The sequence below is a fragment of the Bacillus cereus group sp. BfR-BA-01356 genome, assembly GCF_022663635.1.
GTDB classification, from domain to species: Bacteria; Bacillota; Bacilli; order Bacillales; family Bacillaceae_G; genus Bacillus_A; species Bacillus_A cereus.
The window spans coordinates 19,086-31,605 of record NZ_JAKUFX010000065.1 but is presented as its reverse complement, the minus strand read 5'-3'; the positions used below and the strand labels follow the sequence as shown (position 1 = coordinate 31,605).

Here is a 12,520-nt window from a genome sequence, read left to right as displayed (position 1 = left end):
AAAATCGCCAATTTTTCAGCTTTAGAATATTTCATTCTAGCCATAAAAAATACTCCCCTTAGATAACAGATTTTTATTTTTTATCTGTCTACCTAATAGGGAGCATATCAAGATTGATCAAAATGAATTCTTATCTAACAAATTTAAGTTTCTATACTATAAAAAGTTTGGTCATTTTCTATCTTTATTCTTCAACAAACGCGCCCTTTTCTTAAACAACATGCATCGTATTATAATTTAGACATAAAGACAAAACCCTAAATTACGAAGTGTCTTATAACTCTTTGGTGTGCTCATACACTACCGATTGATACGTTTCCGGATTAATTCTCAAGAATGTCGTGTAACCTCTCAGCAAACTCTTTATGATGCACTGTGTTATAGCCCACATGGTTTCCTGGAAACTCTGCGAATTCTGTTCCGAGGTGTTCTGCCAAGTTGAATGCGCAATGGTAAGGAAAAAATTCTCGTGAAATACTTCCACCGGCTGGACGTACCTGTATCGATGCAGGTTTTAATGAGTGCTTTAATGCATCGATGTTTAAAGTATAGCTGAGAATTCCCGGGATTTCATACTCAGTGAAATAAATCGAATTGCCGAGTAGTCGCTTTGTTAGCATATCCTTCGATAGTCCGGAATTGCTATCATCGATATTTGACAATAACTTCATGACCTCACTTTTATGATTCCCTTTAAGGTCTTCCATGAAATTTATAGCCTGCTTCAACTCATTTTCAGGTAAAAGTTGTAATAAAACCGGTTCGTGTGGGATTAGTAACTGTACCTGCCCAGGATGGCGTATACACAAATCAAGTCCGATGACAGCACCAGAACTACTTCCGAATATATAAGCCGGTTCATTGGTCAAATTGGCTAGCAGCCGGTGAGCGTCTTCACTATGTGTTTGCACATGGTAATCCTCAGTTTTATTGACGAGATTGCTACGGGAATGACCACGACGATCGTAAGTAACAACGGTATACCATTTAGCAAGATGGTCGGCAATATTATGGAACTTGTCGGCATCACCACCCCCACCATGAATCAAAAGAAGAATTGGACCCGAGCCACGCACCTCATAATAGATGCTTGCTCCAATTACTTGCAATGTTCCGTTTTTTACTATACTCATTTGTACATCTTTCCTTTCTTTTGTCATCTCCCTTAACATTACATGATTGGTGAATGATATAAAATGCAGGAAATAACTAAGAAACAAATTCACCATAAGAAAAAGCAATGTGTGGCTTTAAAATAAAGTTTGATTAAAAATATTGTGTTAAACCGTATTCTATGTTGAATAAAAAGAAACCATTTTGAAAAAAGTTTAATCCAAATGGTTTCTTATCCAGCAGGTTTCTGTTTTATAAAAAAGTTTGATCATATATTTACAATTCTTTGATTAAAGAGATACAGCATCGCAACTTTATTTCAAAACTACACCATACATGGTTTATTCTCTGATGACATCGCGTAAATAATATGGTCTTTATGAATTCGATACATAATACCTCTCCCTTTTATATTTATCTACTATTACTAATTAGCTTTTTTTATACAAGCTCCTCTTAAAATTAAATGTTATTTTTAAGTAAAAAAGCACGCAGATTGTTTTATAACATACACTCTTTACTATAACAGAAAGGTGGTATCACTATGCCCCTTATTCCATACAACGAAAGTGATGTTGATTTACTAGCTCGATTAATTCGTGCTGAAGCTGAAGGCGAAGGTCGCCAAGGTGAGGAGTTAGTTGGATGCGTTGTAGTAAACCGTGTATTTTGTGATTGCTTAGATTTTAAACAACTCCGTACCGTACGAGACGCTGTATATCAAAGCCCCGGCGGATTTGAAGCAGTACAATATGGATATTTTTATCAACGCGCTCGTGAATCAGAAAAAGAAATCGCACGAAAAGTTTTACAAGGTCAATGGCGCTGGCCTGCACGATGGGCTCTTTGGTATTTCCGTCCAGTTGGAGCTTGTCCACCTGAATGGTATAATCAGCCATTTGTAGGACAGTTTAAAAGCCATTGTTTTTATGAACCAAGTGGTGATGAATGTCCGAAAATGTATTCACGATAGTAAAATTTGCAACGCAAGTACTTAGAAATTTTGGTACTTACGTTGCTTTTAAATGTGTTTTAGAAATCTAATAGTGTGATGAATTTTTCTATGCCTACTACATGTATTAATAATGGTATACGAGGACCATTTGATTGATTCATAATGAGCTTATATATAATAGTGAATAATTGTTTTTGATTTTCTTTCATTATTTTTTTATTTTCATGATGACAAATCGTATATAATTGCTCCATTAAGTTAGAGTAATCTTTAATAGAACGAAGTATTTTACAAACTTCTACTAGCCATTCTTTCTGCCTTTCATCTAATGTGTAGTAAAACTCAGCATTTTTCTCCTGATTTACCGCGATTAATTTTTCAGATTGAAAGTTTCTTATCCAATACTCTGCGCGATTACTTATCACTCTCATTTCATCTAATGCATAACTCCTATCTATTTTCTTTAATATCCCCTGTAAAATAGTTGAATCAAAATTTAATAATGGTAACGTTCCTGCTACTTGATTAAATCTCGGATATTCTTTAAACTCGCTATCAACTATAGATAGTTTAATTGCATCAAATAAATCTTCATTTTTGAGCATTTTATTTTCATAACTATCTTTCAATCGTTCATATTCTGTATAATTGCGAATCACATCTTCATCCAACCCAATATGAAAAGCAGCGCCTGGTTTGTATTTTGCAAACATAAAGAGAATTACTTCTGGTATATACACTTTCAATAAATCGCTTGGTGTAATACTATTCCCTGAAGAGCTAGACATTTTTTCATGATTTCCTTTAATACCAATGAAATCGTAAGCAACGTAATGAGGCGCTTCACGATTGAATATTTTCCTTGCAATTTCTTTTGATACATTATAACTACCCGTTTCTGATGAATGATCTCTTCCACCCGGTTCAAAAATAACATCCTCTATCATCCATCTCATCGGCCAATCGATTTTCCAGTTTAGTTTCATTTTATTTGTATTTAATACGGATAATTCTTTTTCATTTCCGCATTCACATTCATACCGGACTGTTTTTAATACTTCATCAAAATATGTAATAGTTGTTGTATCTTTTCCACACCTCTCACAATATAATGCAGCTGGATAAAAATTGTTTCGCTCTTCTTCACTACACTCTCCAGTTTTAAAGTCCATTAAAATATCATATATTTCTTTTCGTTTATACAAAGCCTCTAAAATATTTTTGTTATACCTTCCGCTTCTATATTCATCATGTTGATAAATAAATTCTACTTCAATTCCAAATGCTTGAAGCGATTTTTCAAACTCTTTTTCAAAATGCTCCGCATACGAGTTATAACATCCATACGGATCTGGAATATCACAGTATGGCATACCAATATACTTCGCAAAAGAAGGATCAATATTTTGGGGAACTTTTCTAAACCTATCATAATCATCCCACGAAAATATAAAACGAGTCTTTTTCCCTAAATCTTGAAGTGCTCTTACTACGAAATAAGTCGTTACGATTTCACGAAAATTCCCAATATGAACAGAACCTGACGGACTAATTCCTGATGCACAAACAAACGTTTCTTTATTTGGATGTTTCCTAATTAATTCATGTGCTACTTCATACGCCCAATGCATATATTACTCACCTCGATTATTTTTTTGTTTTCGCATTTTCAGTTTTATGCAATAAAAAAACTCCCACCCCCAAGATTATTCATCTTGAGGACGAGAGTTGTTAGCTTCGCGGTACCACCTCAGTTTGTTAATATGTCACCATATTAACCTCTTCAGGTACGGCAAAATATGCTTATACCCTATCTCTATAACGGGAGAATCCGTCACACCATCCCTAAATAAATTAGTTCCTTGCGCAGCTCCAAGTCTTTTTTCGTTAAGATGTATACCGCTCTTTCTCAGCTACCAGAGCTCTCTGTACGTATTCTTTCTTAACTACTCTTCTCTTCCATGCCATTTTAAATATTAGTTTTTTAATATGATAATTTATAACACTTTTATTGTCAAACTTTTCCGAATTAAAAACATATAATTACCTAAAAAAATTCTTTATCGCTTCTAATTGAATTTTATGACTACACTCATCACAACAATATACCCCGTTTGGTTTCTCTTTAAATCGCTTATATTTTTCACTGCCTTCGTAAACACGAAATATATTCTTACAAGAAAAGCAAACAATCTCATAAAACATCATATGCATTTTCCTCTCCTTGTTTATACACTTTTTTAATCACTTGTGAGAAGGTCATTTTTCTACAGTATAAATTTTAATATCCTTTGACTAAAAGGTTTACCTCTATTCTTATCGAATTATATTAATATCTTATAACGCGAGGTGAACATCTTGTTCAGTAATATAGAATTAGTTTTAGATGCTAAAGCAAGTTTAGCTGAAGGACCATGTTGGGATGGAAAAAAGCAACTTTTATATTGGGTTGATATTATAGAGAGAAAATTATGCATATACAATCCTACCGCTAATACGAACCGAGTAATTGCTCTCAATCAACAAATTGGCTGTGTTGTTCCATATTTAGAGGATGTACTACTCTTAGCTATGGAAAAAGGCTTTTATTCTATTAATGTAAATACCGAGAAACTGACACATATTTTTGACCCTGAACCACATTTAATAGAAAATCGTTTCAATGATGGAAAATGTGATCCAGCTGGTCGTTTCTGGGCAGGTTCTACAGATACATACGGTATGAATGCTGCAGGTTCCTTGTATTGTTTACATCATAATTTAAGTGTAGAGAAAAAAGTTTCACATGTAAATACATCAAATGGAATTGCTTGGTCACCTGATCATACATACTTTTACTTTATAGATACACCTACTAAAAAAGTGGTTCGCTATCAATATAATATACGTACTGGAGAAATTCATAATCCAAGTGATGTAATCATTTTCTCTGAAAATGATGGTCTACCTGATGGTATGACAATTGACGAAGAAGGTTGTTTATGGATTGCACATTGGGGAGGTTCAAAAATAACTAGATGGAATCCATCTACTGGAGAACAAATATTAAATATTCCAATTCCAGCTTTATATGTAACATCATGTACATTTGGAGGACCTAATTTAACAGATTTATATGTTACAACAGCCAGAACAAGAATGACGGATGACGAATTAAAAGAGTATCCACATGCTGGTGGTATTTTTCGAATTCAAACAAATATAAAAGGTTGTCCTACATATGAATTTTGCAATAAAAATATTGGAGTTGAAACAATGTGAACCGTATCGATTACATAAGACAAGAAGAAAAGAAATATCACGACCTTTGCTATGAACAATATAAACTATTTGAAATTGGCTCTTGGCTGTACAAACCGGTTAAAACAGTTATGGACTTGATGGATCACTTTGAAGGACAAAACAACTTGCAAGTACTTGATCTTGGCTCTGGCGTCGGTAGAAATAGCATTCCAATTGCACAAAAGTTAAGAAATACTAGCGGCACTGTTACATGTGTTGATTTACTTAATTCCGCTTTAACAAAGCTACAAACTTATAGCAAAGAACATGATGTATTCGAGGTTATAAAAACAGAACAAGCAGCAATTGAAAACTATCATATTGACTCTAACGCTTATGATTATATCGTTGCAGTATCAAGTTTAGAACATGTCAAATCAGAAGAAAATTTTAAAAACGTGCTTCATTCTATGAAAAAAGGGACAAAAAACGGCGGTATTAATTGTTTGATTATTAACTCTAACATACAAGAAATTGATTTAAAAACGAATGAAGAATTAGAAGCTTTAATTGAAATTAATCTCCCAACCGAAGAAATAATACGTCTATTAAAAAGCATTTATAAAGGATGGAAAGAAGTAAAAGTTGAAATAAAAGAATTAGCTTATAATATAGTTCGTGATGAAAGACACATTCAATTAAAAACAAATGCTATAACGTTTGTAGTTCAAAAATAATCGTATAATAAAGATATGATTATTTCTCTCAGATTTATTTTTATTGCACGAAATTTGCAACTATAAATATTTATGAAACAAAAAATAAAAGAGCACTTGTTTCCGCAAGTGCTCTTTTTGGGGATTTTGAGATATCCTATTAAAGAAAGTTAAGGTTACTTAAAGTTAATAGGTACTTCTATTATATGCTTGTCCTTTTTATTTGTGCATAATCAATATATAAACATCTTTAATCATTCTTAATAACTTTTAATTATAGTTCTCTCTTACATTTTATCGTAAAAAAATTGATTGAAGGTTTATTTACCACGTTCTTATTTGGTTCATCAATTTCCGAAACTTGTACTAATCCATATTGATTAAAATCTCGTTTTATAGATTCAGAATCATAGAAGAACATTTTTACGCCTTCCATTATTTCATAATAGTCTTGCTCCAGCTGTTTTCCTTTTCCGTACATTGGGGCTTTTTGAGAAACAGTTGTAAAAACCATATATCCGCCTGGTTTTAACTGATTATAACAATCTTCAATAAATTTCTCTCTTTCCTGTTCATTCAACAAATGAAGAAGTGCATGACTAAATATCCCATCATACAGTTTGTTATTAAAAGGCATCTCATTTACCGAACCGTGATAGATACTAATATCTTCTAGTCCATTTTGCTTTGCTAAATCAATGGCTGTTTTTGAAATTTCAATACCTGTTACATTTATATCATTATCGATAAAAACCTTTGCATTTCTTCCATATCCAATACCCGGAATTAATATGTCTTTAACGTTCTTTTCAAGAAAAAAATCTTTTGTCAAAATTGCAGATTCTGTAGATTCAAATCCCCACATCGTTTGTTTTTCGATAAAACTTGATTCCCAAAATTCCATTATGTATCTATCTCCTTATTTTCAATCCATTTTTAGTATCACATTAAAAACTTATAAATTTTAACGCTGCGTCTACCTATGCCAAATTAATTTTTTACCACATTCACTATAAGTCCATTGAATATAGCACAATTATAAGCCTATATCTATTATAATGATTGGTTTAAAATCCACCCTATTTTATTAATCCTTACATTTGTAGAAAAATAAAAAAGCCAATACTTCCGTTATAGTATTGGCTTTTTCTCACGAGAAATTATCTTTTTATATTGTACCGATCTAATACTTTTTCTAACATTTCTAAAGTTATTGGTTGTGCTTCTTTTATTAATTGATAACCAATACGACCATTCGGTTCCGCTGTAACTTGCTGTAAACTCTTTACATCATGGATTCCTTTTTCTCTTAATTGCATATATAGTTGTTGCTCCGACATTTTTGCCTGCATCAAATTCTCTTTTACAATCTCTCCGTTTTCAACAATTATAATGCTACTTCCATTTAGAAATTGTTCCACCTTCCTTGATTTCAATTCAAAGAAATGAATGATAAGTAGTATGCTTGCAAATATGATAGCCGCAAATATAGATGGGACTACTTTTCTACTTAATACAGGTTCCACAATAATACGGCCGATTGATACAACTATAATGATTTCAGCTCTTGTCATTTGGCTGACAGATGCACTACCTGTCATTTTCAAAACAATTATTCCAGTAAAAGTTAATATAATACTTTCCAAAATTATATTCATAATAACCCAATCCTTTAATGGTGTATTTTACTATCATTCCCATTAAAGTTGTGTTTTACTTACCTATTAAGTTGTTAAACCCTTCAGACCATGATGGAAATAAAGGTATCCAACCATACTCTTTACGCGCCTTATTATTAGAAGCTCCTCTTTCCCAACTATCTTTCCCATCTTGAACTTTAGGCTTAGGTGCCCCTATCGCTGCTGCATATATTGGTAACCATTCTTTACTAGTTGCTGGATAATTATCTACAATATTTACGATTCCTGAAGGCCAATTAAGGGCTAGCATAGTAGCTCTTGCAGCATCTTCGACATGTATAAACGAGATTATCCCATCTGATGCAATAATCTCATTATTACGAACTTGATTTGCTATTAATCCGTTTTCCGCATACCATGTTCCTGGTCCGTATAATGTGCCATAACGAAGTATTACCGATTCAGGTAACTCAGTAACAGCTTCTTCTAATTTCAATATGCCATTAACAGTGACTTGTCGAGGCATGGAAGCAGTAATATGTAGTGAATCTTTTTCAGTCGCAAATGTATCCCCTGGTTCATACGCCCATGAAATACTTTGAGCGATTATTTTCTGTACCCCTACATTTTTAGCTGCATCGACAAGGTTACGAGTGCCTTTTGTTCTAATTTTTGCATTATCCTCAAAATCCCATGAAGATAATGACGTTAATTGATGAATAACTACATCGGGATTTGTTTCTTCTAATACAGAAAATACAGCCTTTCTATTAAATACATCAGCTATTACTGGTATGGCACCAACCTTTTTCATTGCTTCTACTTGCGAAGTATTACGGATCATCGCAAAAACTGTATGCCCATTTTTTATTAACATTGGCAATAAAGAACGTCCTATTACACCCGTTGCACCTGCTACAAATATTTTCATATATGTCCCTCCTCATTTAGTAATCATAAATGTGACGAAACATTTGTAAGGTATGTGACAAATATTTGCTCATTTTTTTCGTTATTCATATGAAACATATACTTTTAATGGTTTAATTATCCCTAAACTCAATTCATCAAAGCATTGTATGAGTGAAGTATAATGTATTTCATGTTGAAAAATCTCTTCTATAAATGGTGTTTTTCCTATTTCTTCAAAAAACCAATCTGCATGCTTTTGATAATCGTATCCATCACTTGATCCAATGATTTGCAATTCTTTCTGATAAAAGTTAGCAGTTAATGTTAGTTCTTCTATATTACCATCAGATAGTATACATATTTTACCATTAGTTTTAAGAGCTTTTTGCAAAGTATGGAACCCACTATTTGTAGCAGAACATTCGAAACCATAATTATATGTTTCTATTATTTTCTCTTCTGAATCATATATGTTTTTCGGACCAAACTTCTTTGCAAAATCTCTTCTATTTTTATTAGGCTCAACAACATCCACGTGCTCAATGCCTACATAGTATTTTAAGAAATAACAAGCGAACAAACCAATAACTCCCATTCCAGTTATAAGTACTTTTTCATCATGTCGCGGGTTTAGTTTCAATACTCCTTTAGCAGCATCACACGAAAGAATAGATAATAAAGCAACTTTAGGTTGTATAGAACAAGGCACTCGGATTACTTTATGCCCCTTAACTATCCCTATCGTTTCATGTCCATAAAAAGAAACTACTTTATCACCTACGTTTACATGTGTTACTTTATTACCAACTTGAATCACTTCACCATAACTTTCATATCCAGTTTTTCTTGGATAAAAAGGATTCGTTTCCGTAACATCGGATCCATTATACTGTGGTAACTCGGCCCCAATGCTTATCGCTCCTGCGATTGTTTTAACGATAATTTCATCGTCCTGTATGTCCTTAATTTCATTTGTTTCCCACTCAAGTTGTTTAGGCCCTTTTACAATTAACTTATATTGTTCCATTTATATCCTCTCTTTTTATAAAGATGTTATAAGTAATATTGTTATCCATCTAGATTTCGACTAAATTTATTTACCTAATAGATGATAAATTACCCTTGCCCACGTTTATACCGTTAATGCTCCTGCACCTTTCTGTTCAGCGTCTAATACTTTAAGATTACTATTCTGATAACATTTTAAGAAAAGTCGTTGCCGCCCAAATGAAATACGCAAGTTGCGTAACGATATACATCGTAATTTCAAAACCTGTAAGCTTTCTTTCCTTTTTTATTTTCTTTAAATATCTATAAAAACAAAATGAACATAAAATCAGTAAAACAATAGACATTTGATATAGATTTTCCACTAAAAGAACTGCCATTTATTTCATCACCTTTCCAATAGAAAGCGGGCTATAGTTCAAGCATACCATAAAAAAGGAATTAATTACCATGTAGTCTAGAGCAAATATTACCCAATTAAAACCAGTCACCTTTTTGAATTTATTCAATACAATGTTATGTAATCGACTACACACGATATAATAGGAGATTACTTTCTTTCACTGCAAATGCTTAGGAGGAAGTTGTACATGCAATTGATTCATAACATAAGAAAGGCATTTAATAACCTATGTAACTACGATACGTTCAATTTAATACACACTATTCAATCATTAAATATTTCACTTCATAAAATAGCTCCTTTTATTACTTCACCAGTTAACCTTGAATACGGAAGAAACATTATCTATCAATCTGAATTTGTAGAGATTTTAGTATTAAATTTCCCCAGCAAAGCAAAGACCTTTGTGCACGATCATGGAATATCTGTAGGATGTATACTAATAGTCAATGGTACGTTACAAAATATAACGTACGAAAATAATAGCGAGCGGATTGAAGAGTTTACAGAGGGAAATATTTTCACAGTAAAAAAAGATACTGTGCATAAAATGTATAATGCTACAGATTCAGCAGTAATAACTTTCCACGTATATTCCCCACCATTAAAAGATGTCCAAATATATGAATAGTCTTTAGAAGGAGGAAATATGCAAAATTTGAAAGATTACTATATAAAGAGCTTACAAGATGGTCGTAACGTTTGGCTCTATGGTCAAAAAGTAGATGTAACTACAGACAAACATTTTGCAGGAACATTAAGTACCATTTCTAATTTATTTACATTGTTTGATGATCCAATACGAAGAGATTCTGTTGGATATGTTAGTCCGAAAACAAAAGAATTTGTTCATACAGCCTTTTTAGTTCCGAATTCCTATAACGAATTATTAATGAGGAGAACCGCTTTTGAAACGTGGAGTTATGCTACAGACGGTGTAATGAGTAGACTATCTGATTACGCAAGATCGAGACTTACTGGCTGGTACGTATCAAAATATTTTTATAAAAAATTCGATGCACAGTTTCCAAATAAAATTACATCTTATTATGAAGAAGCGAGAGATAATCACTTATTCTTAAGCGTAGTTCAACGTGATCCACAAATAAATCGATCTACAGAATCAATGTTGAATACAAATGACTTAGGATTACTAAGAGTTACGAAGAAAACTTCTGACGGAATTTATTTAAGTGGTGCTAAAATGATCGGTACTGCTTCTCCTTATTCAAATGATTTATTAATCTATCCATTAGCAAAACTGACTGATACTCAAAAAGATTTAGCTCACTTTCTCATTGTGGCAGCCAATTCCCCTGGATTACATATGGTTTGTAGAGAACCATTTGCGAATACACATTCAATTACAGTTGATTCCCCTCTTAGCTCACAGTACGATGAAATGGATGCACTATTAATCTTTGATAATGTATTTGTACCATGGGAACGAGTCTTACTATATAACAACCCTGAAGCGTTATGGGCAATAAAGTCAGATGTAGCTTCTAGTAGTTTAGCTTATCACCAAGCAATTGTACGATTAATAGTAAAGCTAGAATTTATAACTGCAATTGCTTGTGAAATTGCTGAAGCGATCGGTGCTACTACTTATTTGCATGTTCAAGAGAAGCTTGGGGAATTAATTATGCAAATCGAAACAATTCGCGCACTTTTAATTGCTGCAGAAGTTGAAGGTACTACAAATGAAACGAAAACTTATTTGCCGAATTTTAAATATATCGAAACTGCAAGGAATCTTGGTTCCAAATATTATCCCCGTGCAATAGAAATTTTACAATTAATTGGAGCAGGTGGGTTCATTCAACTTCCTTCGAGCTCGAATGACTTCCAAAGTCCGATAGCTGATTTATTGAAAAAGTACTTTAAAGGAACGAATATAGATGCCGAACAACGCACAAAATTATTTAAGTTGACCTGGGATATCATTGGAAGTCCATTAGGATCTAGACACGAATTGTATGAAAGATTTTATGCCGGAGATCCAATACGAAATACAGCTACACAATATGTAAATTATGATAAAAATCATTTTAAAAAGATGCTAAGTAAATATTTACATTAATGAAAAAGAGCACTCTTTTCTAAGAGCGCTCTTAAAAAACATATAGTTATTCAGTTACATATATAGTTGCTCCGTCCACAACTGCTACTTTTCTCTGTAATGGTTTCATTTTATTCACCTTTAGTTTTCTTCTTATACATGATCCTTATCATATTTTCTCGTATAGACTTCCCCATTCTGAGTAACTAATTTTAATGCAATTTCACCACAAACTCCATGTGGTATTTCAAATTCACCTTGTGCATTTGAAATACTACGCATCTTACTTTCAATTGAATCTTCATAAATTTTCACATTAGTTATAGGTTCGTTATTTTGATCTACGATAATACCTCTTGAATACTTTGCAACTGCTATGCATTGATCTCTTTTTTTATATTTAGCCACAACCATTACACCAACTACTATAGCGCTACATACAAACAAGAGAATGATTTTTCGCCTCAAAACCAAACAAACCTCCTAATT

The 12,520-nt window shown here is 32.8% G+C and carries 14 protein-coding genes and 1 other annotated feature; of the genes, 5 read left to right on the top strand and 9 right to left on the bottom strand.

Annotation, left to right across the window (positions count from 1 at the left end; all coding sequences use genetic code 11):
- Positions 1-323: 323 nt before the first annotated feature.
- Entirely contained in the window at positions 324-1,133 is an 810-nt protein-coding gene (locus MR168_RS20035; protein WP_000029415.1) for an alpha/beta fold hydrolase, read from the bottom strand.
- 524 nt (positions 1,134-1,657) lie between these two features.
- Here MR168_RS20035 and MR168_RS20030 point away from each other — a divergent pair.
- Positions 1,658-2,086 carry a cell wall hydrolase gene (locus MR168_RS20030; RefSeq protein ID WP_001128402.1) on the top strand — a complete coding sequence of 143 codons (429 nt, stop codon included), beginning with the start codon at positions 1,658-1,660 and terminating at the stop codon, positions 2,084-2,086.
- A 59-nt stretch (positions 2,087-2,145) separates the two neighbouring features.
- Here the strand turns inward: MR168_RS20030 and lysS are convergent, their stop codons facing one another.
- Together lysS and MR168_RS20020 are read right to left on the bottom strand one after the other, a co-directional pair.
- On the bottom strand, positions 2,146-3,699 hold the full coding sequence (gene lysS / locus MR168_RS20025; RefSeq protein WP_086412437.1) for a lysine--tRNA ligase: 1,554 nt from the start codon (positions 3,697-3,699) through the stop codon (positions 2,146-2,148).
- Positions 3,700-3,782: 83 nt separating this feature from the next.
- Positions 3,783-4,039 (bottom strand) — a binding site (T-box leader).
- A gap of 72 nt (positions 4,040-4,111) precedes the next feature.
- Positions 4,112-4,282 carry a DUF2197 domain-containing protein gene (locus MR168_RS20020; RefSeq protein WP_000551048.1) on the bottom strand — a complete coding sequence of 57 codons (171 nt, stop codon included), beginning with the start codon at positions 4,280-4,282 and terminating at the stop codon, positions 4,112-4,114.
- 144 nt (positions 4,283-4,426) lie between these two features.
- Between MR168_RS20020 and MR168_RS20015 the strand changes: the two genes are divergently transcribed.
- Together MR168_RS20015 and MR168_RS20010 are read left to right on the top strand one after the other, a co-directional pair.
- Complete coding sequence (locus MR168_RS20015; protein ID WP_048558495.1) at positions 4,427-5,329, top strand: SMP-30/gluconolactonase/LRE family protein; 903 nt, start codon at positions 4,427-4,429, stop codon at positions 5,327-5,329.
- Positions 5,326-6,027, top strand: coding sequence for a class I SAM-dependent methyltransferase (locus MR168_RS20010; RefSeq protein WP_048558496.1), 702 nt, complete (start codon positions 5,326-5,328; stop codon positions 6,025-6,027). Before MR168_RS20015 ends, MR168_RS20010 begins: the two co-directional genes overlap by 4 nt.
- Positions 6,028-6,280: 253 nt before the next feature.
- On the opposite strand, the gene MR168_RS20005 is transcribed toward MR168_RS20010, so the two are convergent.
- The 5 genes from MR168_RS20005 to MR168_RS19985 all read right to left on the bottom strand — a co-directional run bounded on the left by MR168_RS20005 (position 6,281) and on the right by MR168_RS19985 (position 9,946).
- Complete coding sequence (locus tag MR168_RS20005; protein ID WP_086412436.1) at positions 6,281-6,910, bottom strand: class I SAM-dependent methyltransferase; 630 nt, start codon at positions 6,908-6,910, stop codon at positions 6,281-6,283.
- Between the two features lie 256 nt (positions 6,911-7,166).
- Positions 7,167-7,664: a DUF421 domain-containing protein gene (locus tag MR168_RS20000; protein ID WP_001021411.1), complete on the bottom strand. Its 498-nt coding sequence runs from the start codon at positions 7,662-7,664 to the stop codon at positions 7,167-7,169.
- A gap of 55 nt (positions 7,665-7,719) precedes the next feature.
- Positions 7,720-8,577 carry an NAD-dependent epimerase/dehydratase family protein gene (locus MR168_RS19995; RefSeq protein ID WP_006929510.1) on the bottom strand — a complete coding sequence of 286 codons (858 nt, stop codon included), beginning with the start codon at positions 8,575-8,577 and terminating at the stop codon, positions 7,720-7,722.
- Positions 8,578-8,658: 81 nt separating this feature from the next.
- Positions 8,659-9,585 (bottom strand): zinc-dependent alcohol dehydrogenase, encoded by a 927-nt coding sequence (locus MR168_RS19990; RefSeq protein WP_086412435.1) that lies wholly within the window; start codon positions 9,583-9,585, stop codon positions 8,659-8,661.
- A gap of 160 nt (positions 9,586-9,745) precedes the next feature.
- Positions 9,746-9,946 (bottom strand): hypothetical protein, encoded by a 201-nt coding sequence (locus MR168_RS19985; RefSeq protein WP_000279694.1) that lies wholly within the window; start codon positions 9,944-9,946, stop codon positions 9,746-9,748.
- 210 nt (positions 9,947-10,156) lie between these two features.
- Here MR168_RS19985 and MR168_RS19980 point away from each other — a divergent pair, with 210 nt between their 5' ends.
- Together MR168_RS19980 and MR168_RS19975 are read left to right on the top strand one after the other, a co-directional pair.
- On the top strand, positions 10,157-10,600 hold the full coding sequence (locus MR168_RS19980) for a cysteine dioxygenase (RefSeq protein ID WP_001176008.1): 444 nt from the start codon (positions 10,157-10,159) through the stop codon (positions 10,598-10,600).
- Between the two features lie 18 nt (positions 10,601-10,618).
- Entirely contained in the window at positions 10,619-12,052 is a 1,434-nt protein-coding gene (locus tag MR168_RS19975) for a 4-hydroxyphenylacetate 3-hydroxylase family protein (protein ID WP_086412434.1), read from the top strand.
- Between the two features lie 132 nt (positions 12,053-12,184).
- Here MR168_RS19975 and MR168_RS19970 read toward each other — a convergent pair whose 3' ends face one another.
- Positions 12,185-12,499: a hypothetical protein gene (locus tag MR168_RS19970; RefSeq protein WP_048535495.1), complete on the bottom strand. Its 315-nt coding sequence runs from the start codon at positions 12,497-12,499 to the stop codon at positions 12,185-12,187.
- Positions 12,500-12,520 lie beyond the last annotated feature (21 nt).